The organism is Sorangium sp. So ce426 (assembly GCF_051475585.1).
GTDB classification, from domain to species: Bacteria; Myxococcota_A; Polyangia; order Polyangiales; family Polyangiaceae; genus Sorangium; species Sorangium cellulosum_B.
Genome location: NZ_CP150341.1, coordinates 12205206 through 12231474, shown reverse-complemented (window position 1 = coordinate 12231474; position 26269 = coordinate 12205206). Strand labels below are relative to the sequence as shown.

Annotated in this window: 10 protein-coding genes and 1 pseudogene; 8 read left to right on the top strand and 3 right to left on the bottom strand. The window is 68.5% G+C overall.

Annotated elements, in window-relative coordinates:
• From WMF44_RS45900 to WMF44_RS45885, 4 genes and pseudogenes are all read left to right on the top strand, one after another.
• Positions 1-7122 carry a SpvB/TcaC N-terminal domain-containing protein gene (locus tag WMF44_RS45900; protein WP_437296367.1) on the top strand — a complete coding sequence of 2374 codons (7122 nt, stop codon included), beginning with the start codon at positions 1-3 and terminating at the stop codon, positions 7120-7122.
• A gap of 59 nt (positions 7123-7181) precedes the next feature.
• Positions 7182-7595 carry a hypothetical protein gene (locus WMF44_RS45895; protein WP_437296366.1) on the top strand — a complete coding sequence of 138 codons (414 nt, stop codon included), beginning with the start codon at positions 7182-7184 and terminating at the stop codon, positions 7593-7595.
• Positions 7596-8060: 465 nt separating this feature from the next.
• Positions 8061-8552, top strand: a complete 492-nt coding sequence (locus WMF44_RS45890; RefSeq protein ID WP_437296365.1) for a hypothetical protein — start codon at positions 8061-8063, stop codon at positions 8550-8552.
• Between the two features lie 528 nt (positions 8553-9080).
• A pseudogene (locus tag WMF44_RS45885) lies at positions 9081-9212 on the top strand (NADPH:quinone oxidoreductase family protein); the annotation flags it as partial.
• A gap of 155 nt (positions 9213-9367) precedes the next feature.
• On the opposite strand, the gene WMF44_RS45880 reads toward WMF44_RS45885, so the two are convergent.
• On the bottom strand, positions 9368-11587 hold the full coding sequence (locus WMF44_RS45880) for a glycoside hydrolase family 3 protein (protein WP_437296364.1): 2220 nt from the start codon (positions 11585-11587) through the stop codon (positions 9368-9370).
• Between the two features lie 968 nt (positions 11588-12555).
• Here WMF44_RS45880 and WMF44_RS45875 point away from each other — a divergent pair.
• Positions 12556-13446, top strand: a complete 891-nt coding sequence (locus WMF44_RS45875) for a hypothetical protein (protein WP_437296363.1) — start codon at positions 12556-12558, stop codon at positions 13444-13446.
• 35 nt (positions 13447-13481) lie between these two features.
• Here WMF44_RS45875 and WMF44_RS45870 read toward each other — a convergent pair whose 3' ends face one another.
• Positions 13482-15407: a fructose-bisphosphatase class III gene (locus WMF44_RS45870; protein ID WP_437296362.1), complete on the bottom strand. Its 1926-nt coding sequence runs from the start codon at positions 15405-15407 to the stop codon at positions 13482-13484.
• Positions 15408-15662: 255 nt separating this feature from the next.
• Here WMF44_RS45870 and WMF44_RS45865 point away from each other — a divergent pair, with 255 nt between their 5' ends.
• Positions 15663-16016, top strand: coding sequence for a response regulator (locus tag WMF44_RS45865; protein ID WP_437296361.1), 354 nt, complete (start codon positions 15663-15665; stop codon positions 16014-16016).
• A gap of 16 nt (positions 16017-16032) precedes the next feature.
• On the opposite strand, the gene WMF44_RS45860 is transcribed toward WMF44_RS45865, so the two are convergent.
• Entirely contained in the window at positions 16033-18570 is a 2538-nt protein-coding gene (locus WMF44_RS45860) for a protein kinase domain-containing protein (RefSeq protein ID WP_437296360.1), read from the bottom strand.
• Positions 18571-18850: 280 nt separating this feature from the next.
• On the opposite strand from WMF44_RS45860, the gene ggt reads away from it, so the two are divergent.
• Complete coding sequence (ggt, locus tag WMF44_RS45855; RefSeq protein WP_437296359.1) at positions 18851-20680, top strand: gamma-glutamyltransferase; 1830 nt, start codon at positions 18851-18853, stop codon at positions 20678-20680.
• Between the two features lie 639 nt (positions 20681-21319).
• Complete coding sequence (locus WMF44_RS45850) at positions 21320-26260, top strand: AAA family ATPase (RefSeq protein ID WP_437296358.1); 4941 nt, start codon at positions 21320-21322, stop codon at positions 26258-26260.
• Positions 26261-26269: the final 9 nt, after the last annotated feature.

The window sequence follows — 26269 nt, the reverse complement described above, 5'->3', positions numbered from 1 at the left end:
ATGAACCCTCGAGATCCCGAGCGCGATCCGCAGGAAAAGCCCGGCGCAGCCGCTGCGCCCAGAAGCTCAGGCGCGCAGGAGGCCAGGGCGCGCGCGCTGGAGCCCGTGGCCCCGCCCGCCCCGTCTCTCCCGAAGGGCGGCGGCGCGCTCCGGGGCATCGGCGAGAAATTCTCGGTCAGCCCCACGACGGGCACCGGCACGGTCCAGGTGCCGATCGCCACGAGCCCTGCTCGCGCCGGGTTCCATCCGGAGCTGTCGCTCGAGTACGACTCGGGCGCGGGAAACGGCCCCTTCGGCGTCGGGTGGCGGCTGTCCGTGCCGCAGATCACCCGCAAGACCGAGAGAGGGCTGCCGCGCTACGAGGATGCGCACGAGTCGGACGTGTTCGTGCTCTCCGGTGCCGAGGACCTGGTGCCGGCGCTGCGCGAGGACGGCTCGCTCCAACGTTTCGTCGACGGTGACGAGGTCGTGGAGCGTTACCGGCCGCGCATCGAAGGGGAGTTCGCGCGCATCGAGCGGCGCCGCCACCGGATCACCGGCGCGATGTACTGGAGGGTGACGACCCGCGACAACCTCACGAGCATCTTCGGGCGCTCGGAGGGCGCGCGGATCGCCGATCCGAAGGCGCCGCAGCGCGTCTTCTCGTGGCTCCTGGAGGAGACGCGCGACGACCGGGGCAACGTGATCACGTACGAGCACAAGGCCGAGGATCTCGCGGGCGTGACGCGCGCCGAGCCGCACGAGGCGCACCGGCACGCGGGGCTGTCGGCGATCGCGAACCGCTACCTCAAGCGGATCCGCTACGGAAACGTGGCCCCGGGAGACGCTTCGTCGATGCTCTTCGAGGTGGTCTTCGACTACGGCGAGCACGACACGGCGGCGCCGGCCGTCGAGGAGGTGAACGCCTGGCCTTGCAGGCAAGACGCGTTCTCGACGTACCGCGCCGGCTTCGAGATTCGCACCTACCGGCTGTGCCGGCGCGTGCTGCTGTTCCACAAGATGGCTGAGCTCGGGCCCGCGCCTTGCCTGGTGAGATCGACGGATTTCGCGTACGACGACAGCCCGGTGCTCACCCGCCTCGCGTCGGTGACGCACGCGGGGTACCTCCGCGACGCAGAGACGCTCGCGTACACGAGGTCGTCGTATCCGCCGCTCGATCTCGGTTACTCGCTGCCGGAGCTCCATACCGAGGTGAAGGAGCTGGACAGGGCCAGCGCGGCGGACATCGCCGGTGCGCTGGAGGGCGCGCACCAGTGGGTCGACCTCGACGGCGAGGCGCTTCCCGGGCTGCTCGTGCGCCGGGACGAGGCGCTGCTCTACAAGCGCAACCTGGGCGGCGGCTCGCTCGGACCAGCGCTTCCCTTGCCGACCCGGCCATCGCTGAGCCGCGGCGGTCTGCAAGTGATGGACCTCGACGGCGACGGCCAGAAGGAGATGGTCTTCTTCGAGCGGCCGGTGGCGGGCTATTTCGACCGCACCGAGGGAGGCACATGGGCCCCGTTCCGGCCGTTCGCCGCGCAGCCGGTGCTCGACTGGTCCGATCCCGATCTGCAGCTCATCGACCTGAACGGCGACGGGCACGAGGATATCCTCCTCGCGCGCGGCGAGGTGCTGGTCTGGTACCCATCGCTGGCGAAGGGTGGATTCGACAAGCCCATCACGCTGCAGGCCCCGCGCGACGGGGAGAAGGGACCGGCGCTGGTCTTCGCCGACCGCACGCAGACGGTGTTCCTCGCCGATATGAGCGGCGATGGGCTCACCGATCTCGTCCGCGTCCGCAACGGCAGCGTCTGCTACTGGCCGAACCTCGGGCACGGCCGGTTCGGGGCGAAGGTGGAGATGGCGAGGGCGCCTTGGTTCGACCATCCCGACCAGTTCGACCCGCGCCGGATCCGGCTCGCGGACGTCGACGGGTCGGGGACAGTCGATATCCTGTACCTGCACCGCGAGGGGGTGCGCATCTACGGCAACGAGGCGGGCAATGCCCTGGCGGCCCCGGCTCAGGTCCCGGCGCTCGTGGATGCTGGCCAGGCCTCATCGGTCGTCGCGCTCGATCTGCTCGGTACCGGGACGGGGTGCATCGTGGGGTGGAGCCTGCTGCCAGGCTCCGCGGGGGCGCCGCTGCGGTACATCGATCTGCTCGGCAGCAAGAAGCCGTATCTCTTGACCTCGGTGAAGAACAACCTCGGAAGGACGACGACGATGACGTATGCGCCGTCGACGAAGTTCTACCTCGCCGACCGGGCGGACGGCCGGCCGTGGGCGACGAGGCTGCCGTTCGTGGTCCACGTCATCGAGCGCGTCGAGGTCTTCGACGCCATCTCGCGGCATCGCTTCGTCACGACGTATGCCTACCACCACGGCGACTATGATGGTGTGGAACGGGAGATGCGCGGCTTCGGCATGGTGGAGCAGCGGGACACCGAGTCGTTCTCGGCGTTCAGCGGGACGGGCTTCGCGCCGCCCGCGGCCAACGCCGATCCCGAGCTGCACCTGCCGCCGGTGCTGACGAAGACGTGGTTCCATACCGGCGCCTGGATCGAAGGGGCGAAGATCTCGGCGCAGTACGAGAGCGAATATTACGCCGGTGACGCGGCGGCGGTCCGCCTGGCGGACACGCTGCTTCCCGAGGGGCTCCGCGCCGTCGAGATGCGCGAGGCGCGCCGGGCGCTCAAGGGGCGGCCCCTCCGCCAGGAAGTCTATGCGCTCGACGGGTCGGCGGAGGAGCCGCGTCCGTACCTCGTCACCGAGCACAGCTACGCGATGCGGCGCCTCCAGCCCGCGGTGGGCAACGCGCACGCCGTGTTCTTGGCTCATCCGCGCGAGGCGCTCGGGTACCACTACGAGCGCAGCGAGAGCGATCCGCGCGTGACGCACGCGCTCACGCTGAAGGTCGACGATCACGGCGTGGTCATGCAGGCGGCGCAGATCGGGTATCGCCGGCGGGCGGCGTGGGCGGAGTTCCCCGAGCAGGAGCAGGGGAAGGCGACGCTGACGGAGAACAAGGTGAAACACCTGGTCCCGGACGAGGAGGGTGCTTATCGGATCGGGGTTCCGACCGAGACGCGGACCTACGAGCTCTACGGCCTGCCGCTCGGCTCGGAGGGGGTGCTCGGGTTTCAGGCAGTCTTCGACGCGGCGGCCGCGGCGGAGGGCGTGCCGACGCTCGCGTACGACGGGACGCCCGGCGGGTCGTTCCAGAAGCGCCTGTTGCAGCATGCGCGCACGAGGTACTGGAGCGACGATCTCACGGGGCCGCTGCCGTTCGGCGAGGTCGGGGGCAGGGCGCTCGTTTACGAGAGCTTCGCCAAGGTCCTCACGCCTTCACTGATCACGTCCGTGTTCGGGACCCGCGTCACGAGCGGAATGCTCGCGGAGGGGGGTTATCTCCAGCTCCCGGACGATCCGGACTACTGGGTGTCCTCGGGGCGGGCGGTGCCCTCGGCGGCCCACTTCTACTTGCCGACGGCGTTCATCGATCCGTTCGGCAATGCGTCGCAGGTCACCTATGACCCGTATTGCCTGCTCGTGACGGCGGTGACGGATCCGCTGAGCAATGTCGTGGAAGCCGTCCCCGACTACCGTGTGCTCGCCCCGTTAAAGCTGACGGACGCAAACGGCAATGTGAGCGAGGTGCGCTTCGACGCGCTGGGGAGGGTCACGCTGCTGGCGGTGATGGGCAAGCCGGGGGCCGGCGAGGGCGACACGCCCGCCGACCCGACGGCGACGTTCGCGTACGATCTGGAGCGATTCCGGCTCACCGGCAAGCCGAGCGTGGTGCACGCCCGCGCCCGCGAGCAGCACGGCGCGGGCAACACGCGCTGGCTGGACACGTACAGCTACTCCGACGGCTCGGGCAACGAGGTGCTGCGCAAGGTGAAGGCGGAGCCGGGGCTCGCGCCCGAGCGCGACGCGAACGGCGCGCTTGTGCATGACGCGCAGGGCGACCTGGTCTTTTCGCACACGACGTCGCGCTGGGTCGGCACCGGGCGCACGGTGCTGGACAACAAGGGCAATCCGGTCAAGCAGTACGAGCCGTTCTTCAGCGCGACGAACGAGTACGAGGACGAAGTGGAGCTCGTGGAGTCGGGGGTCACGCCGATCCTGCGGTACGATCCTCTCGGCCGGCTCATCCGGACCGACCTGCCGAACGGCACGTTCTCGCGGATGGTGTTCGATGCGTGGAAGCAGACGTCGCACGATCCGAACGATACGGTGCTGGAGAGCGCGTGGTACGCGGCGCGGCAGGCGCTGACGGCGGGCGACCCGGAGCGCCGCGCGGCCAACCTGGCGGCGGCGCACGCCGGTACGCCGACGGTGAGCCACCTGGACGCGCTGGGGCGGGTGTTCCGCGCCGTGGTGGACAACGGTGCTGAGGGGCCGTATGTCACGCAGACCACGCTGGATATCGAGGGGCAGCCGCTCTCGATCACCGACGCGCGCGACAACCTGGCGATGCAGCATCGCTTCGGGCTGGGTGGGCAGCTGCTCTATCAGAAGAGCAACGACAGCGGCGAGCGGTGGATGCTGGCGGGCGCGACCGGGCAGCGGCTGCGCACCTGGAACGCGCCGGGGTTCGTCTACCGCTCGTCGTACGACGGATTGCGCCGGCCGACGCACGAGCACGTGCAGCTGGGCGTGGGCAGCGAGCGGCTGGCGCGCCGTTACGTCTACGGCGAAGCCCATCCGCAGGCGACGGCGATGAACCTGCGCGGGCGGGCGTACCAGGTGTATGATGGCGCGGGTGTGGTGACGAGCCTGGAGTACGACTTCAAGGGCAACCTGCTGCAGGCCTCGCGCCGGCTGCGCAGCGACGTGCATGCGGACGCCGACTGGGTGGTGCTGGCCCCGCTGACGGATGTGTCCGCCATCGCGACCGCCGCCGAGCCGCTGCTGGAGACCGAGAGCTTCGGCACGCAGACGGCGTACGATGCGCTGAACCGCCCGACCAGCCTGACCGCCCCGGATGGCCTGACCGCCTCGGATGCGAGCGAGGTCAAGCCGACGTACAACGAGGCGGGGCTGCTGGAGCGGGTGGAGGCGCGGATTCGAGGCGCGGTGGCGTGGACGACGTTCGTCGACAAAATCGATTACGACGCGAAGGGGCAGCGCGAGCGGATCGAGTATGGCAACGGCACCTCGACGGCGTACACGTATGACCCATTGACGTTCCGGCTCTCGCGCCTGAAGACGACGCGGAGCTCGGACAGCGCGGTGCTGCAGAACCTCACGTATGTGTACGACCCCGTCGGGAACATCGTGCAGATCGGGGACAGCGCGCAGCAGACGGTGTTCTTCAACAACGCGGTGGTGTCGCCGAGCGCGCAGTACGTGTACGACGCGGTTTACCGGCTGATCGAGGCGACGGGGCGGGAGCATGCGGGCGGGCTGTCGGACGCGCCACGGGACCAGAACGACCTTCCGATCCACTCGCTGCCTCACGCGAACGACGCGCAGGCCCTCAGGAACTACACCGAGCAGTACTTTTACGACGCAGTCGGCAACATCCAGCGGATGGAGCATCTGGCCGGCGCGGGGACCTGGATCCGGCGGTATTCCTACGAGATGACGAGCAACCGGATCGTGAGCACCTTCGGGGATCCTGAAGACGAGCCGTCCAGCCCGATGTATCCCCATGATGCCCACGGCAACATGACGGCCATGCCGCACATCGCAGCGCTCACGTGGGATGAGAACGACCAGCTGCGGAGCACTGATCTCGACGGCGGCGGAGTCGTATATTACGCCTACGACGCCTCCGGGCAGCGCGTGCGCAAGGTCTGGGAGCACAGCGGGCTCGTCGAGGAGCGCATCTACATCGGCGGCTACGAGGTCTACCGTAAGCGCAACGCGACGGGGCTCGTGCTCGAGCGGCAGACGCTGCACGTGATGGATGGCGCGCGGCGGGTGGCCATGGTGGAGACCAAGACGGTCGACAGCTCGGGGCCGTTCACGGTAACGCCACGGGTGCGTTACCAGCTTGACAACCACCTCGGGTCGGCGTCGCTGGAGGTGGACGGGGCAGGGCTCGTGATCGGTTATGAGGAGTACCATCCCTTCGGGACGGCGGCGTACTGGTCGGCGGCGTCGGGGATCGAGGTCTCGCAGAGGAGGTACCGATACACGGGCAAGGAGAAGGACGAGGAGACGGGGCTCTACTACCACGGGGCGCGGTACTACGCGCCGTGGCTCGGGAGGTGGACGAGCGCGGATCCTGCGGGGATCGAGGCGGACGGGCCGAACCTGTACATGTATGTACGTGGATCGCCCGTCGGGTTGAGCGATCCGAGTGGAATGGACGCGGATAATAAGGAAGCGAGACCTGACGTTCCGGCCCCCGCACCGGGCATCAAAAGGCCAGAGCCACCTCCGCCACCAGCGAGGATTGAGCGTAAAGAGCCGCAGCCTCCCAAGCCCGAGCCTCCCAAGCCCGAGCCGACGGCAACTGGCTACCGTGTGGAAATCCTCATTGGCGGGCCATACACCTCGCGCGATCCCGCGGAACCTTCGATTGAGGAACACCCATATGGTCATGTGGCAATTCGCGTCGTAACACCGGAGTCGGAGCGGGTGTTTGACTTCGGACGTTACGGTACCACCTGGGGATTCGGCCATTCTGAAGGCGAAGGAATCCTGAACATTTGGAAGAGCTTTAACGACTACATCCGCGGCGAGAATGCTCTGGGGCGAACGACCACGGGTTTTGGATTTGATGTGAGCAAGGGGCAGGCCGAGGGCGCATTGACGTTCTTTGACTCAAAGACGTCGGGACTGAAGCCCCTCTGGTCCAATTCATCAATGACACGGTACAAACTGTCGGAGGACTACCACGCGCTAACGTGTAACTGCACTACGATTTCGCTGGACGCCATCGAGAGCGCGCTGCCGGGTTTTTCCGAAGGAGCGACTGAGTTCATCGAGGGGAGGGGTTTGGACATGATGGAGAAGGCGGCCGCGAAGGTAGCAGGTTGGCCCGATCGACTGTTCATGCCGCAGGATACAAAGGCATATCTTGAGAGTGGCGCGTTCCGTGCTCTCGCAGGCAATCTGGGGCTTGCGGCCCCGAGCACGAGTACGTACTCCCTCAAGACGATGCAGCGCAAGGTACCTGTGGGCCCATGAGCCCGTTACGTCGAGGTGACATGAATCCTAGTGAGCCGCCTACTAGTGGATCTCTGTCGATGCGAATCATTATTCGTTTGGTGAAAGCGCTATGTTGCGCGCTGGCCATCATCGCATCGTTCTTCCTGGGAAGGAGTGGGGCGATGAGCTCTCAACACCTGCATGTGCTGCGTACGCCACTGATTATTCGGTCCAGCGATGCCGTTCCTGGCATCCTGCCTACGGGTACCACCCTGGAGTATGTCGAGCGATTTTCCGAAGGCTTCGATCGATACCGGGTGTACGTAAATGTCGAGCGAAGAACGCTGCCGCTGAGCGAGGCCCCCAAGCGAAACTATGTTTCCCCCGTTGCGGCAGTGGATGATGATTCAGCGCACGCCGTTCTCGACTCCGGGCAACTTCGCGAACTCCTCCGAAGTCTCCGTGTTCGGAAAGACGATCTAGAGCGGCTCGTGGACACGTATGACGAGTAGCTCGGGCTCTGGGTCGGAAGCCGGGCTGCGGAATATACTGAATCGAACCAGGGTGCTGCTTTCCCGAAAACTTAGATATTTCGGTCCCTCGATCAGACCACTGCTGGGGACGATTGCGGAACAGCCAGGAGGGCTCGATGGAGGGTGGTCGGGTAGACGCCGAGGGCGGCGGCGACCTCCCGGATGGATCTCCCCGCCCGTCGAAGCTCGACAGCCCGCCCGAGGCCGAACTCGACCCTGGGCCTGGCGAGCTTGGCGCCACGCCTCTTCGCGGCCTGGGGCCCGGCCTTGGTCCTCTCCCGTTCCAGCTCTGTCGGACAGGGAACCCTAAAGAAGGGGGGCTGAAGTCATGAGCATCTACCGTGGTCGCGGACTGACCATTGTCGTCAGGAGCAGCGGAGAACGGGTTACAGCGCTCAAGTCCGGCGAGGGAATGGATCTTGCGATCCGTATACCGTAATGATGATGTCGAAGATCAAAGGCGCGTTGAGCGGCGCACGGCTCACGGATGTTCTTGTGACCGGCTTCGTCGACAAGAATGAACGGCCGGTGCGATTTCACGCGCTGTGGCGTGCGGTTTACTTCGAATTCGACGATGTGCTGCTAAAGATGGCCGTCGTCGGAGATTCGGGACGGATTCGGCTGTTCCTGGCCGATGAAGTATCCAACGAGGCGGATCTGAATGACGACATGCTGCCTGCGTTGTCGTCTGTCAGGCTGCAGGTGCTTCGCGATCCTGATGGCTCAAATGTGCTCGCGACCATTCGAACCTGGAACACGATCCAGTCTTCTGAATGGATCGAATGCTCTGCGGCTCGCCTCGATCTCGTCAACGGGCAGCAGATATTCATTGACCCGCTGAATTACTTCGGCATCCAGCTCGGCGGTCGCGAGCAAGAGGAGGTCTGGAAACAAAACGCGCAGGAGTCTTGGTTGGAGAGCATGGAGATCGCGTGATGGGGTAGTGGCCGAGCATGTCTGGGCAGGTTTTCCATCCCAGTCTGGGATCCGAGCTGCCAGGGAGCAAGCTCCAAGGGCAAGGAATGCGGACAGAGAGAAACCGCAAGGGGCGCAAGGGACCAGAGACGAAATATTAATTTTTCTTTCCTTTGCGCCCATTGCGCCCATTGCGCCCATTGCGCCCATTGCGCCCATTTCGGTTTCTCTTCCCTTCTGTTGATTCCTCGGGACTCCAACGTGATCGGTGCGCTAGACCTCGATCTGCCCGCAGGCTGCGCCGGGTACAACGACATCGATCAAGTAGGCCGTGATGAATCTTCCCCGAGCGGTGCGCCTTCGACCCGCACGGCGTTGCCGGTGTTGAGTCTTACCATCGACCGCTGTTCATGCGCCAGGTGAGCAGGCCGAGGTTGGGGATGGCGAAGGCCCGGAGCGGATAATGCGGCGTGGCCGCTCCCGTCTCGCCCATCGACTGACGGCGGGCAGCTGCTCGACGTCGATGGAGACGGGCGCAAGGAGAGGGGGGTGTTCGAGGCGCAAGACGAGCTCTACGCGCTCTACAACCAAGGCGCGATCAAGCCGCTCGTCTCGGCTGCGCCGCCGATGGCGGAGGCGAGGGCGGCCATGACGGCGGTCGCGTCCCGCGCGACCACGGGCAAGGTGGTGCTCACGACCGCGCGAGGCGGCGGCGCGCTGGCGCGCGGGCGCGCTGTTCACGGAGACCCGGCCCGCCGCGCGGCGGGCTGGGTCCTCGGGCTGTCCTATGAACGCCGCCGCCGCTCACCAGAGCTGCAGCGGCGCGGAGGATTTGATCAGTTGCAGCCGCCGCCGGAGGACGCCTCCGGGAGCGCCGCAGGCGTCTCCTTGTTCTCCGTCGTCAGGCCGAAGCCGTACGGGAACAGCGCGCCGTCATCCCCGCGGTTGACCCGCTGGCAGTCGGTCGCAGGCCAGGAGAACGAGAGCTTGCCCTGGAACTGCTGCTTGCCGAACAGCACGTCGGCCACGCCGCCGCCCTCGGAGCCCGGGAGCCACGCGGCAACGAAGGCGTCCGAGCGGTTCAGCTCCTTGTTGACGTAGAGCGGACGGCCCGACAGAAAGACCGTCACGATCGGCAGATTCGGCTTGGCCGTGCGGATCGCCTGGAGGACCTGCAGATCCTCGGGGTGGAACACCGCGTGCTCCAGCGTCTTCGCGTGCGGGGTGTCGTCCGTCGCGACCTGGATGTCCCCGTACATCTCGGCATAAGGCGTCTCGCCGATCACCACGATCGCCGCGTCGAAGGTCCCCGAACTGGCGCCGGAGCCGTCGGCGCTCAGCGTCGCCTGGCCGCCGCCGGCCGACACCAGGTCCTGGATCCCCTTGAGGATCGACGTCGCGCCGGGGAAATCGGCGTTCGTCAGGTCGGTGCCCTGCCACGTCCTCGACCAGCCGCCGGACTGGTTCGAGATGCTGTCCGCGGACTTGCCCGCGACGAGCACCTTGGCCGACGGGGCGAGGGGCAGGACCCCGCCCGCGTTCTTGAGGAGGACGAGAGACTTCCGGACCGCCTCGCGCGCGAGGGCCCGGTGCTCCGCTTGCCCGAGCACCGACTGATCTCCCGCGAACATCCGCTTCGACGGCGCCTGCTTGGTCTTCTTCGGGCCGAGCAGCCCCGCCCGCATCTTGACCCGCAAGATCCTCGTCACGGCGTCGTCGACCCGCGCCATCGAGATCTGGCCCCCCTTCACCTGGCTGAGGGTGTTCTCGTAGAACGCCTTCCAGTCGTCCGGGACCATGATCATGTCCACACCGGCGTTGATCGAGGCGGCGCACGAGGAGTTGGTGCAGCCCGACACCTGCCCATGACCGTTCCAGTCGCCGATGACGAAGCCGTCGAAGTGGAATTTGTCCTTCAGCACCCCGGTGAGCAGATCGCCCTTCCCGTGCATCTTCTGGCCGCGGATGCTGTTGTACGACGCCATGACCGTCTGCGCGCCCGCCGGGATGGCAGACAGGTAGCCCTGCGCGTGGATCGTGCACAGCTCGGTGTCGGAGGCGAGGTTGTTCCCCTGGTCGTCGCCCTTGTCCGTGCCGCCGTCACCGATGAAGTGTTTGGCCGTCGCGATGACGCGCGTCGCGCCGAGGAGATCTGGGCTGTTCGCCGCGCCCTGGATGCCCTGCACGACCCGGCCCGCATAGGCGTTCACGATCTCGGGATCCTCGGAGTAGCCCTCGTACGTGCGGCCCCAGCGGTCGTCGCGCACGGTCGCGAGCGTCGGCGCGAAGGTCCAGTCGAGCCCGGTCGCGAGGACCTCCTTGGCCGTCGCGGCGCCGATGCGCTCGAGCAGCTCGGGGTCGCGGGCCGCGCCGAGGCCGATGTTGTGCGGGAAGAGCGTGGCGCCGCGGACATTGTTGTTCCCGTGCACCGCGTCGATGCCCCAGATGATCGGGATGCCCACGCGGCCACCGCTCGTGTCCACCGAGGCGTTGTAGAAGTCGTCGGCGAGCTTCACCCAGTCCGCCGCCGTCGCGTTCTTGTTCTTCCCCGGCCAGGAGCCGCCGCCGTTCAGCACGGAGCCGATGTTGTACTGCTTCACCTCGGCCGGCGTGATCTTCTGGATCTCGGCCTGCACCATCTGGCCGACCTTCTCCTCCACCTTCATCTTGCCGAGCAGCTCGGTGATGGCCGCCTCGATCGCCGGATCCTGCGCGATCGCGCTCCGCACCTCGGGCCAGCCGTTGTCGCAGGGCAAGAGGCCCACGCTGTCCCCGGCGCCGCTGCCGCCGCCGCCGGTGCTGTCGCTGCCGCCGGTGCCGCCGCCTCCGGTCCCGGAGCTGCTGCCGGAGGAGCCAGCGCCAGCGCCAGAGCCGCTTCCGGAGCCAGAGCCGCTTCCGGAGCCAGCGCCAGCGCCGGAGCCGCTTCCGGAGCCGGCACCAGCGCCGGAGCTGGCTCCGGAGCCGGTCGCGTTGTCGGAGGCGTCGTCACCGCAGGCGACCGGCGCGAGAACGACAGCCGCCGCCATGATCCATGTTGCATACCGTGTGAGGCGCATGAGTGCTCCCCTCTCTTGTCGATGAGATGAAGGATGGGCTTAAGGTGAACCGTGACAGTCGAGCAAAGCGTCGAGCGGGACGTGTAAGAAATATAAGACAGAGAGGGAACGTTCTAATCCATGACTCCCCCCGCACGCAAGCCCCCCTCACGCCGCGACCGAGCGGTTCGTCGGCGTGAGCGCGCGAGCGTGATCGCGCGGGCGTCACCGCCGCGCCGTCGCCATGCGCCCGAGCCAGGCTTCCCTCGTGCCTCGTGCCTCGTGGCGCGCCGGATGACACGGTGCGTCCTGGGCCCCACTGGTTAACCATAGTCCGAGTCGGGCCGCAATATACAAACCCGATGGCGCGGCGCGGTAATCCACCCGTGGCATAACGCGACAACCCGTGCACGAGCGAGGACGCGACGGGCTCATCGATGGATGCGGGCTCACCGGGGTCGAGCACATCACCTCCGTTCCGACGTTCGAGAGACCGCGCGACGAAGACAAGGAGGAGCGCTGACGTTCGCGCGGTGACGAGAGACGCTCAGAGCAGTTGACATTACCTGCATTCCGTCGGCGTCGAGGGAGCCTGCGCTCGACGATCCATCATGAAGAGGACGACGAACAGCTATCATGAGCCCTGGCACCTCGGGGATTACGATGAAGCCGCGACGCCACGCCGCGCCGCGCGCGAGCTCCAGATCGTCGAGCCCCCCTCGCGCGGTCGACCACCCGCAATGCCGATTCCAGCCGGGCGCGGCGCGATCGACGCGGCCGACGGGGCCAGCGGGCAGAGCCGTGGCCTCACTGCAGCGCGGGCCGGCGGGCGAGCCGGAGCGTCCGCCGTCGCGATTCAGCGGAAGCATATTCCGTCAAGGGAGCAATGATAGAATCGTGTCGTCTGTGCGGCAGCATTTACCCGCGAGACTGCACGTGCCTATTCTCCGCGCATGGTCTCTATCCCCCGTACTTCCATTCGTCTCTTCATGACCACCGGTACGCTGCTCCTCGCGCTCGCCGCGTGCGGTGACGACGAGGTCGACTTTGGCTCAGGCGGCGCAGGCGGTGAGGCCGGCGGCGGCACCTCCACCAGCACCAGCGCAGGAACTGGCGGCGGCACCACCAACGGCAGCGGCGGCGAGGGCGGCACCGGTGGCGCTCCCGGCACGGGCGGCGAGGGCGGCGCTGGCGGCGAGGGCGGCGCTCCCGGCACGGGCGGCGAGGGCGGCGAGGGCGGCGCTCCTGGCACGGGCGGCGCTGGCGGCGAGGGCGGCGCTCCCGGCACGGGCGGCGAGGGCGGCGAGGGCGGCGAGGGCGGCGCTCCCGGCACGGGCGGCGCAGGCGGTGAGGGCGGCGCTCCCGGCACGGGCGGCGCTGGCGGCGAGGGCGGCGCTCCCGGCACGGGCGGCGAGGGCGGCGCTCCCGGCACGGGCGGCGCAGGCGGTGAGGGCGGCGCTCCCGGCACGGGCGGCGAGGGCGGCGCGGGCGGCGAGGGCGGCGCGGGCGGCGAGGGCGGCGCGGGCGGCGATGACAGCGAGCCCGTACGGTGGGCCGACGTGGAGCCGATCCTGCTGGCGAAGTGCTCGCCCTGCCACACCCGCACGGATCCCCCGCCGGCCAGCGGCTTCTCCATCACCTACGAGTCCTCGCGGCTTGCCTCGAGCTCGACCCAGTGCGCCGTGGGCGCGGGTGAGCCTCCGAGGACGCAGGGGGCGTGCACCGTCATCCGCATCCACGACCCCGACGCAGCCAACCGCATGCCGCGCAACCGCGGATGCACCGGCGACCCGGCGCTCGACGCCGCGAATTCTGCCTGCCTGACCGCGGCGGAGCAGAAGACCCTCGAGGACTGGATCACGGACGGCCAGCTCCCGTGACCTGGCAAGGCGCGGCGGCCCCGCCGCGCCTCAGCTCACCTCGGCTGCTCCAGGAGCGCTCCGTCTCGATACGCCTCGATGAGCCGCTCCAGGATCTCGATCTCCCGCTCGAGCTCCTCCCCCTTCTCGGTGTCTCCCACCCGGCGCTCGGCCTCGTAGACCTCCACGTCGGAGATCACGGGGATGATGTCCTCCCCCGCCTCGACGGCCTGCTCGACCGACGTGAAATGGTGGTGCTGCGCGAGCCGCGCCCCGCTCGCCTCGAGCACGAGCGTGTACCCCTTGTCGCCGTACGCCTCCGAGAACGCCCCGTCGATCGTCACCGCGCGGCGCGACGCCTTGATCGGCGACTCCCCCCGCTCGACCCGGACCGGCACGTGCCCGTTCACGATGAGCCCGCGCTCCTCGTCCACACCGAACTCGCGGCACACCCGGCCGCAGAACGCGGCGTCGTGGATCAGGTGGAAATAAGGGTTCTTCGTCTCCCTGTGTGTCCTCTCGTCGGCGACGAAATACGACTCGAACGTCGTCATCCGGTCCTTGCCGAACATGGGCGAGAGCGGCCCGGTCCAGAGGTACCAGAGCATGTCGACGTCCTCCTGCGCGCCCGCCCGGAAGGCCCGGCGCACCGTCCGCTCCAGCGCGTCGAACAGCGCCCTGCCGCGGCGAGCCTCGCCGTCCACCACGAAAGGAAGGAGCTCGCCCTCGCCGTCCACCGGGACACAGCCGTGGAAGATGAGCGCACGGTCGCGCCTGAGCCACGTCGTCCCCTGCTGCACCATCCAGCGCATCTGGCGAGACAGCGCCGGGCTCCTCAGGAAAGACTCCTTCAGAAGGGCGACGCACGCCGCCTCGTCCGGCGTCAGCGCGTACGGATCGCCGGGGTCGAGCGTCGGGAAGCGCGCGTCGAGCAGCGGGAACACCTCGCCGTCGATCGCGACCGTGCCCGCGCGCGCGTCGATGTGATGGAGCAGGCAGCGGTGCTCGAGCGCGTACTCCGGGCGGCGCCGGCAGAGCTGCCCCTCCAGCTTGAACTGGAGGACGGCCGCCGCCTTCTGCATCCGCGCCATCAGCAGGGCGTCGCGCAGCCCCTCGCCCCGGACCGCGAAGCGCTCCGCCGGATCGTCGGCGTAGGCCGTGCGCGCGAGCCGATCGAGCGGCGCCACGGAGATGCCAAAGCCCTCTTCCAGCTGCGACAGGCGCCCGTACCGCAGCGAGAGCCGGACGACCGTGGCGATGAGCGCCTCCTGGCCGAGGCTCGCGCCCATCCAGCTCACGTCGTGGTTGCCCCACGCGACCCGCACGCGCGGCTGGCGCATCAGGTACTCGATCACCTTGTCGAGCCGGGGACCGCGATCGCCGAGATCGCCGGCCACCACGAGCTCGAAGACCGTCAGGTTCCGGATGGCGCGCGCCATGGCGCGCAAGATCTCGATCTCGCGGCCGTGCTGCACGAACGGATCGATGAGCGCGTCGAGGTAGCCGCCCTCGCCGAGGGTGGCGCGCGCCGACACGAGCTCGCGGAGCAGGCCCCGCATGTCCTCCGGGAACGCCGCCTCCACCTGGCGGAGCGTGTAGCGCAGCGACAGCGCGCGGATGACCTCGACCTCGCGCGCGAGCGTCCAGATCAGGAAGGCCCGCCGCTCCGCCTCGCCGCGGGACGCGACGCGGGCATGACTCTCGCGAGGGTAGTAGACGGCCGAGAGCAGCGCGCGCTCCTCGGCCGCCGTGAGCCGGCCGCCGAAGACCCGCTCGACCAGCGGCCGCAGGCTCCCCGAGGCGTTGTTGATGATGTGCTTCAGCTTCCTGTGCTCGCCGTGGACGTCGCTGACCACGTGCACCGTCCCCTTCGGGAGCGACAGGATCGCCCGCAGATGGCCGATCTCCGAGAGCGCGGCCTCGGTCGTCGGGTACCGGCCCGCGAGGGCCCGGAGGAGCGGCAACTCCCGCGTGTCAAGCATGGCGCCACAGCATAGAGCAAGGCCGCGGGCCGACGCACGCGCGGGACGTGCTCCCCGCGCCGCGCTGAAGCGGCCGGACAGGCGCGCAAGGCGAGCGCATGTGCCTGGCTCTGCCGCGTTTCTCCTTGCGGCTGCGCGGCGTCCTACTAGCAAATGCCATGGGAGCCCATGCAATGTTGTGGCAGCGAGGCAGCATCTCCGCGCCGAGCGGCCTCGACGTTGGCCCACCTTCACCAGCGAACGCCCTCTTCCTACATGAACAAGTCTGTCCTGATCATCGATGACGACGTGGATCTGGCGACGACCCTGGCCGAGACGCTGCGCGACCTCGGTTATGAAGCGACGCCTTTCTTCAGCGGGCGAGAGGCGCTCGAGCGGCTCCTCGACGGCGAGCGGCCCGGAGTGATCCTGCTCGACCTGATGATGCCGAAGATGAACGGCTGGAAGGTGTGCGACGAGCTCTGCGCGATCCCCGCGCTGGAGGAGATCCCCGTCGTCATCATGACCGCGGCGTCGAACATCAAGCAGCCGATGCCGACGCACGCGCGCGAGGTGCTCAGCAAGCCGTTCGAGCTCGACGCCCTGCTCAGGACGATCGACGCCGCCTGAGCGGCGGGCCCCGGCGCTACCGCTTCTTCTTCGCCTTCGGCGGTGCGCTCGGCTTGATATCGATGCTCGTGGCCCCCTGGCACGGCACCTGCGCTGTCACACCCGCGCTGAGCCACTCGGGGAACTTCGTCTTCCCGGCCCGGCCGACGCGCACGAAGAAGCGGCCGCAGCGCACGGCCAGCGCCTGGTTCACGTCCCCCGCGTACTTGCCGGTCATGTAGACGGCCCCCGGCTGCGGAAACCCCACCGTGATCAGGCCCTGATCCTTGGGCAGCGACGCAGGATTGCCCCCCTGCCGCGCCTGGCTCGCGGCCTCCTTCGCCGCCGCGGCCTCCTTCGCCGCCGCGGCCTCCTTCGCGGCAGCCTCCTTCGCCGCCGCGGCCTCCTTCGCGGCAGCCTCCTTCGCCGCCGCGGCCTCCTTCGCCGCGGCTTCCTTCGCCACCGCGGCCTCCTTCGCCGCGGCCTCCTTCGCCGCCGCAGCCTCCTTCGCCGCGGCTTCCTTCGCCGCCGCGGCCTCCTTCGCCGCAGCCTCCTTCGCCGCCGCGGCCTCCTTTGCTGAAAGCGTCTTCGCCGCCTGCGCCTTCCCGGCAGGAGCCTTCTTCACCGGGGGCGACTCGCTCGCCGCGGACGCCGCCGCGGCGACGGGCTCGACGAGCGCGGGCGCCAGCTCCACCGCGGCAGGGACAGCCGGCTCGGGCGGCTCCCGCCGCGCCACGTAGATCCAGAGCCCCGCCACCACCGTCGCCGTGATCGCCGACACCGCGATCGTCCCGACAGGCGACAGCGAGCGCGGCACTTGCCATGGCAGCCCGGGCAGCCGCGGGCGTCGCGACGACGCGCCCGCCGGGGGCGACGACTCCCCCGGAGAGCCGCCGCGGCCCCCCGCGCTCGGCCTCGGGTACGGCACGCCCCCGGGCGGCGTCAGGCCCGATGAGCCGTCCACGGGCACCGTCACCCCGGGCGGCGTCAGGCCCGTTGCGCCCATCGGCACGGTCACGCCGGAGGGGGTCACCGGCGAGCCGGAAGGCGGCTTGGGCGGCGCGCCCAGGAACGCGGGCGCGAGATCCGCCGGGAGGGCCGGCGGCGGGCCGAAGCGGATCGCCTCCGGGATCACCGACGTGGTCGGCACGAAGTGGGCCACCTCCGCGCCGGTGCCAGGCATCGTCGTGCCGTCCTCCTCGAATATCGGATCGACCTCGGTCAACGTCGGCGGCCCGCCCGCCGGCGGCCCGTCGTCGGCCGCCGCCGCGTCGCGCTCCGCCGCGCGCTTCGACGCCTCGAACAGGCGGCCGAACGTCTCGCGATCCGGCAGCGCGGGCCTTCGTCCCTCGGCGCCCTTCGCGCCGTCGCCCCTCACCTCGGACGAGGCCGGCACCGGGATCGTGATCGGCTCGGGCGCGCCGATCGGCGCCTTGCCGTCCTGCCGAGCCGAGCCGAGCAGCGCCTCGGACGCCCCCGCCGAGGGAGGCGCGGTCTTCGCCTGCGCGCCGGGGGTCCGCAGCCTCGCGGCGCCGCCGTCCCTGGCCGCCTGATCCCTGGCGAAGAGATCCTTCGCGAGCCGCTTCGCCGCGTCCGCCGCGGGCCTCGCGGTCTGACCTCCCTTGCCCTTGACCGGGATCGTCGGCCGCCGGTCCTCCTCGTGGTCCGCGTCCTCGATCTCGATCGTCGCGTGCGCCGATTGCACGCGCGTCACGAGCTCGGCCTTCCCCTTCTCCGGGCGCGCGACCTTCGCGAGCGCCTGCTCGATCTCGTGGACGGTGATCTTCCGATCGTCCGGCGCCGGCGCGAGGGCCGTGTCGAGCAGCGCCACGATCGGGCGCGGGATCTCCGGCCGGATCGTGGCGATCGCCTGCGGCCGCGTGCCGTCCGCGGGCGGCCGCCGCCCCGTGAGCAACGACCAGAGCAGGAGCCCCACGCCATAGATATCGGCCTTCACCGTGACGCGCTCGGCGCGCGCCTGCTCGGGCGCCATGTAGCCCGGCGCGCCCTTGACCACCCCCGCGATCGTGTCCGGCGTGCGCCCGAGGATCTTGCCGATGCCGAACCCCGTCAGCCGCACCTGCCCGTCCCACCCGATCACGATGTTCTCCGGGTGGAGGTTGCGATGGATGATCGGCGTGGGGCTGCCGTGCTCGTCGACGGACCCGTGCGCGTGCGCGAGCGCCCCGGCGATGCAGTGGACCAGGTAGTAGACCGCCGCGTCGGCGAGCTTCTGCTGCCGCGCCGCGAGGTGCTGGTGCAGCCGATTGAGGTTCACGCCCTCGACGTGCTCGAGCACGAGGACGAGCCGGCCGGCGTGCTCGAAGAAGTCGAACATCCGCACGATCGCCGGGTGGTTCATCGTCGCGCAGATCGACGCCTCGCGGGCGAGCTCGTCGGCGAAGCGCGGATCCCCCTCGGCGGTATTCGGGACGAGCTTCAGCACGCAGACGCGGCGAAACCCGAGCGGCCCATCCAGTCGCCCGAGATAGACGCTGGTAGGCCCAGAACCGGACAGGCGCCGGAGAATCTTGTAGGCCCCAATCGTCTCGGGAGCGGGCTCCGTCGGAAACATCCGGGGCCGATCATACCCAAGCGGGGCGAAGCCCCCAAGCCAACGACCAAGACCGATCACTTCGCGGCGCCGGGAGGCGTCCCCGGGCGCCTCGGTACGAGCCCATGCTCCACGCGCCCTGTACGGCGCGTCGCTCTCCCGTTCGCCAGAGAGCGGTACAGCTGATCAGCAGATGCCCGAACAGCTGTGACGGATCACCGTGGAGAACCCTCCGGCCGCGCTCGCGCGGCCGCGCCTCTGGTCTTCGAGCGGCGCGGGGCCTGGGCTATAAGCCGCCGCGATGAAGCTCCGCGCCTGGCATCGATTGCTCGCCGTCGTCCTCCTCGCGGGCTGCGAGGCAGCCGTCCCGCCCCCGCCGCCCGCGCCTCCCCCGCCCCCGTCGCCGAACGCCGCCCCCGCCTCGGCGCCTGCGCCCGCGCCGGCCGCGCCGGCCGCGCCGGCGTCGCGGTTCCCCGCCGGGTGGCCTTACCCCGAGGGCGCGCCGCCGGTGCGGGGCCCCTCGATGGTCACGAGCGACGCCGCCCTCGCCACGAAGGTGGGCGCGGAGATCCTCGCCTCGGGCGGCAACGCCGTCGACGCGGCGGTCGCGACGGCGTTCGCGCTGGCCGTTGTGCACCCGACGGCCGGCAACCTCGGCGGCGGCGGGTTCATGGTCGCGCGCGTCGGCGACAAGGAGCACGCGCTCGACTTCCGCGAGACGGCGCCGGGCAAGGCGACCCACGGCATGTACCGGGGCAAGGACGGCAAGGCCACGGAGAGCGCGCGCGTCGGCCACCTCGCGGTCGGCGTGCCCGGCAGCGTGGCGGGGCTCTGGGAAGCGTACGACAAGCTCGGCTCCAAGAAGAAGACCTGGGCCGAGCTCGTCGCGCCCGCGATCCGGCTCGCGAGGGAGGGCTTCTCGGTCGACGAGAACTTCGCGACGACGGTCAAGGCCGCGTCGGGCAAGCTCAAGCGCTTCCCGGCGTCGGTCGCGCTGTTCCTGCCGGGCGGCGCGCCCATCGAGATCGGCGCCACGTGGAAATCGCCCGAGCTCGCGGCGACGCTCGAGCGCATCGCGGAGAAGGGGCCCGCGGGCTTTTACGAGGGCAAGACCGCCGAGCTCTTCGTGGCGGAGATGCGGCGGGGCAAGGGCATCATCTCGGCCGCGGACCTCAAGGGCTACAAGGCGAAGTGGCGCGAGCCCATCGTGTTCGAGTACCGCGGGCGCCGCGTCGCATCCATGCCGCTCCCGTCGTCGGGCGGCCTCGCCCTCGCGATGATCGCGCACCAGCTGGAGGGGCTCGACGTCGCCAAGCTCGGCTGGCACTCGCCGTCGCACGTGCACGTCGTCGCCGAGGTGATGCGGCGGGTGTTCCTCGCGCGCAACGAGGTCCTCGGGGATCCCGATTTCGTGAAGAACCCGGTGGAGGAGCTGCTCTCGGTCGCGTGGGCCGAGAAGCAGCGCGCCACGATCGCGGCGGACCGCGCGACGCCGACCGACGAGCTCGCCCGCGGCGCGGCGGTCAAGGACTCGGGCGGGCGCGGCCCGCACACGACGCATTTCTCGGTGGTCGACGCGCAGGGCAACGCCGTCGCGCTGACCACGACGCTGAACGGCTGGTACGGCTCGGGGGTGACGGTGACCGGCGCCGGCTTCGTGCTGAACAACGAGATGGATGACTTCGCCACCGTGCCCGGCACCCCGAACCAGTTCGGTCTGGTGCAGGGGGAGGCCAACTCCATCGCGCCCGGCAAGCGCATGCTCTCGTCGATGTCGCCGACGATCGTGACCGGGAAGGACGGCCGCGTGGAGCTCGTGCTCGGCGCCGCGGGCGGCCCGACGATCCTCACCGCGGTGTTCCAGATCCTCTCGAACGTCGTCGACTTCGGCTTCGACGTGACCACGGGCGTGAACGCGCCGCGCTTCCACCACCAGGACTACCCCGACAAGCTGTTCGTCGAGAAGGGCGGCTTCCCCGACGAGCTGAGGAGCGCGCTCGGCGCGATGGGCCACACCCTCGACGACCGCGGGCACATCGCCGACGCCCCGTCGATCGGCCGCGAGGGCGCCGCGTTCGCCGGCGCGCGGGAGCCTCGGCGACCCGGCTCCGAGGCGGCCGCCGGGAAGTAGCGCCGGCGGGGCGCCGCTCCCCACATCGGCTCACGCGACACCAGCCCATCCCACAACGGGGCGGGCTCCAGGGCCTGCTCTGGACCGGCAGACCGGCGCCGCGGCGCGCTCGGGAGCGCCGCGGCGTGGGGGCCTCGACAGCGCGCCACCCCCGCGTCGACCGACCCACCCGACCCACGTTGTCGCCCGCCGGGCGACGCATGTTGTCGGGACGACATGGCAGCGGTCACTCGGTCAGGCGTCTCCTTACTTCTCCGTCAGGGGCCGATCGTTGCTCATTTCAATCTCGCTTATCGATGAGGAAAAGCGCCGCGCCTCAGGGAGGGCCTGACGCGCGGCGTCTCGGTGGCGGAGCCAGCCGTGAGCGCTCGATCGGCGCGCGGCCCCGCGGCGGTTCGACCTTGACACAACCCGTCCGTTTCGATTGCGTAGGGCGATGCGCCCCGCCGAGCACGTTCGCTCCCTCGGCGGATCGCGCGACCGCCTGTCGCCGTCCTTGAATCTAGCGCCCCGAGGAGCTGCCGTGAAGCGGGGGACTGCAGCTTGACACGGACCGAGATACCGACTGAACGCCGCGCTGGGCAAGTAGCCCTGTCACTCCAGGGGGTCGCCGTCATGGTGGAGCTGTTGAATCACGAGTTGCTCGAGACGCTGCACGACGGTGCTCGCAGCAGCGTCTATCTCGGCCGGAAGAAGAGCACGGGCAAGATGTGCGTCATCAAGGTCGCGCGGAAGGGCGTCAATGGCACCCGCAACGTGGCGATCCTGAAGCGCCAGTACGAGATCACGAAGCACCTCGACCTCGATGGGGTCGTGCGGGTCCACGAGCTCGAGGTCCGGCTCGATTACGCCGCGCTCGTGATGGAGTACTTCGCCGGTCGCTCGCTGCGGGCGATCATCGACGGCAATGGGCAGGGCGTCGGGCTCGCGCAGGCGGTGAGGATAGCGCTCCAGCTCGCGGACACGCTCGGGGCGATCCATGAGCGGAACATCGTCCACAAGGACATCAAGCCGAGCAACATCATCGTCGACAGCGACGTGCGCACGTCGAAGCTCACGGACTTCTCCATCGCCTCGCTCCTGCCTGGGGAGCGCGCGGCGGTGGTCGACCCCTGGTCGGTCGGCGAGGGCACGCTGCAGTACATCTCGCCCGAGCAGACGGGCCGGATGAACCGGTCGATCGACTTCCGCTCGGATTATTACTCCCTCGGGGTCACGCTCTACGAGCTCACGACGCGGCGCCTCCCGTTCGAGACGACGGATCCGCTGGAGCTCGTGCACCATCACATCGCGAAGACGCCTGTCGCGCCGCACCTGATACGGCCGGCGATCCCGGAGGCGCTCTCCCGGGTCATCATGAAGCTGCTCTCGAAGACGGCGGAGGAGCGGTATCAGAGCACCTTCGGCCTGAAGGCCGATCTGAAGGCCTGCCTCGACATGCTGGAGCACGGAGCGCCGGCGGCGGACTTCGTGCCGGGGAGGAGGGACAAGCCCACGCGGCTCCAGATCTCGCAGAAGCTGTACGGCCGGCAGGGCGAGGTCGGCGCGTTGATGGCGGCCTTCAGGGACATCAGCGGGTCTGGTCCGGAGGCGGTGGAGGGCGGCCGCTCGGAGCTCGTCCTCGTGGCCGGCTACTCCGGCGTGGGCAAGTCGGCGGTCGTCAACGAGATCCACAAGCCGATCGCGAAGGCGGCGGGCTACTTCGCCGCCGGCAAGTTCGACCAGTTCACGCGCAACGTCCCGTACGCGGCCGTGCTCGCGGCGCTGCGGGAGATCGTCCGGCAGATCCTCACGGAGAGCAGGAATGAGCTCGCCGACTGGAGGGCCAGGATCCTCGCGGCGGTCTCTCCGAACGGGCGGGTCATCGCCGAGGTGATCCCGGAGATCGAGCTCATCATCGGCGAGCAGCCGCCCGTCCCGGCGCTGGGCTCGATGGAGACGCGGAACCGCTTCAACCTGACGTTCCGGAACTTCATCGGCGCGATCGCGCTGAAGACGCGGGCGCTCGTGCTGTTCCTCGACGATCTCCAGTGGGCCGACACGGGTTCCTTGAACCTCCTCAGCGTGCTCCTCGAGGATCCGGACATCCGCCACCTCTTGCTGATCGGGTCGTACCGCGACAACGAGGTCGACGACGCGCACCCGCTGACGATGATGCTGGGCGCGCTCCGGAAGAGCGAGGCCCGCGTGCGCACGATCACGCTGGCGCCGCTCGGGCCCGATCACGTCAACCAGCTCGTGTCGGACACGCTCGACGCGCCTCGGGAGGAGTGTCGCGAGCTCTCGGGTGTCATTTTCGCCAAGACGCACGGGAACCCGTTCTTCACCATCCAGTACCTCGAGAGCGTCTGCCGCGAAGGCCACCTGCGCTTCAGCTCGGAGACGGGCGCCTGGCGATGGAACATCGCCGACATCCAGCGGATGGAGGTCGCGGACAACGTCGTCGACCTGATGGTCCGCCGGATACAGGGCCTGGGCGAGGCGACGCAGCGGGTCTTGAAGCTCGCCGCGTGCATCGGCAACCAGTTCGATCTGAGGATGCTCGCCCTCATCCACCAGAAGAACCGGCGCGCGACCGACGAGGACCTCTGGGGTGCGCTCGACGCAGGGCTCGTCGTGCCCGTCGACGGTGAGTACGGGATCGCGCGCTTCCTCGACGACGCGGACGAGGACGCGGTCACGTTCAAGTTCCTCCACGACCGCGTGCAGCAGGCGGCCTACAAGCTGCTCGCGGAGGGCGAGCAGGAGCGGATCCACCTGGAGCTGGGGCGGCTCATGCTCGGAGAGAGCCCTCCCGCGTCCGTCGAGGACCGGATCTACGACATCGTGATGCACCTCAACATGGGGGCAAAGATGATCGTGGACAGGCAGGAGCGCGAGGAGGCCGCGACGCTCAACCTGAGAGCCGGGCAGAAGGCGAGGCGCTCCACCGCGTACGGCCCCGGCGTGCAGTGCCTCCGCGCGGCCGCCGCGTTCTTGCCCGAGGACTCGTGGGAGACGAACCACGAGCTGTCGCTCGCCATCTACACGGATCTCGTCGAGCTGGAGTACCTGACGATCAACTTCGACCGCGCGGAGGCGTGCGCGAAGATCGTCGTGGACCATGCGAGGGACGTGCTGGAGAAGATCCGGGTCTACGAGACCCGTATTCAGTTCCACATGTCGCAGCATCGACTGGCGGATGCTCTCGACATCGCCCTGACTGTGCTCGCCATGTTGGAGGTGCCGCTCTGCGAGGCGCCGCCGGTTGACATCGACATACCTCGGCTGGCGGAGCTGCCGGTGCTCTCCGATCGGAGGATGCTCGCCGCGAACCGGATCCTCGTCTCTGCCTTTCCAGCGGCCGTCCTGACAAAGCCCCACGTCGTTCCGCTGATCGCATTCACCATGATGGAAATATGCGTACAGCACGGAATCTCACCTTCCGCAGCATACGCCTTTGCGATCTACGGCCATATTCAGTGCAGCGTGATGAACAATATAGATCATGGATTCGCGCTCGGCCAGCTCGCGATCGAGCTCACTCATCGCTTCGGGGCGATCGAGCTCGAACCCAAGATCTACACCCTCCATTACATCGCGATTCATCACTGGAAGCGGCACCTGAAGGAGACCATCGAACCGGCGCGCCACGCGGTCCAGGTCGGGCTGGAGACAGGAGACATCGAATACGCCGGATACAGCTCCTGTCAGCACCCCACATACTCCTTATTTTCTGGGGAGGATCTGGGAACGACCGAGCAGCGAATGACACATGCTATCGAGCTAGCGCTGAAGCTCAAGCAGCAGTATCCGCTGTATTATGTAAAAATCTGGAAGCAGCTCGTGCGCAGCCTCCGAGATCCGTCTGCAGAGAAGCTGCGGCTGGTCGGCGAGAGCTTCGACGAAACGTCGATGATCCCTTGTCTCGAGCACAACAGGACATCGCTGTTTTGCCTGCACCTGGCGAAGGGCATGATGCTCTACTATTTCGGCGAGCCAAAGCTCGCCTACGAGTGCCTTCGCGCCGGAGAGGAGTACCAGGATGCGGTGGGGTTTGCCACCGTCGTGGAACAGAACCTCTACAGCTCGCTCTCGGTCCTCGCTGCGTTCGATAGACTCACGAAGGAGGAGCAAGACGCGGCGCTCGCCAAGGTGGACGCGAATCAGCAGAAGCTCGGGATGTGGGCGCGCCACGCTCCGGAGAACAGCCAGCACAAGCACGACCTGGTGAGCGCGGAGCTGGCCCGCGTGAGCCGCTCGATGATCGAGGCGATGGCCCTCTACGATCGCGCGATCGAGGGAGCTCGACAGCACGGATACATCCAGGAAGAGGCGCTAGGGTGCGAGCTTGCGTCGTCGTTCTATCGGGGAATGGGTCGGAGCGAGATCGCTCAGCACTACATGACGATGGCCTACCGTGGCTATGCGCTGTGGGGCGCTGATGCGAAGTGCCAGAGCCTCGTCGCCGCGTTCCCTCACCTGAGGCTCGAGGGGAGGCCAGACCAATCGACGTCGGTGACGGTGACCTCCACCCACGATGACGCGGTCCTGGATCTGCTCAGCGTGGTCAAGGCGTCGCACGCCGTGGCGAGCGAGATCGTCCTGGAGAGGCTCCTGGAAAACCTCATGACGATCGTGCTGGAGAACGTCGGCGCGCAGTCCGGCATGCTGGCTGTGGCGCGTGGCGATGCCCTCTTCGTCGAGGTGGAAGGGACCTTTCAACCAAAGCAAGTTCACGTGCTCAAGTCCGCGCCCGTCGTCTCGTTCAGCAGAGCGCCGCTGTCGATCATCAGCTACGTGCAGCGTACCCAGAAAGCCATCCTGCTGGACAACGCGGAGGAGGAGGCCAGATTCTCTGCCGACCCTTACATCCGAGAGATGCGCCCGAAGTCGGTCATCTGCGCTCCGATCATCCGTCAGAATCGGCTCGTCGGCGTGCTCTATCTCGAGAACAACCTGTCCGCCGGCGTATTCACGCAGAATCGCCTCGATCTCCTGAAGCTCCTCTCCACGCAGATCGCGATCTCCATCGAGAACGCAAAGCTCTACGAGAGGCTCGAGCAGGAGGTCGCCGCGCGCACGGAGGAGCTCCGGCTGTCCAACGAGCAGCTCCGCGACGTCAACGACCAGCTGCAGGTGGAGCTGGGCGAGCGGGTCCGGCTGCAGGAAGAGCGCGTCCAGATGCAGGAAGCCATCATTCAGACGCAGCGGGATCGGCTCTTCGAGCTATCGACGCCCTGCATACCGATCACCGATCAGGTCATGGTGATGCCGATCATCGGGACCATCGATGAGAGACGGGCGGCGCAGATGATTGAAACCGCGATGCAAGGGGTCGCGTCCAGCTCCGCGAAGGTCGTGATCGTCGATGTCACGGGGGTCAAGAGCGTGGACACGAGCGTCGCGAGCAGGCTGATGAGCCTGGCCCAGGCGGTGGGACTGCTCGGAAGCAAGGCCATTTTGACGGGGCTCCGCCCTGCGGTGGCGCAGAGCTTGGTCGCGCTCGGCGTGGACCTCGGCTCGATAGAGACCCGCTCCAATCTCAAGGCGGGTATCGCCTACGCGATGCGTCGGACGGCGACGAGATTGCACGCGTAGGGAGCCCCC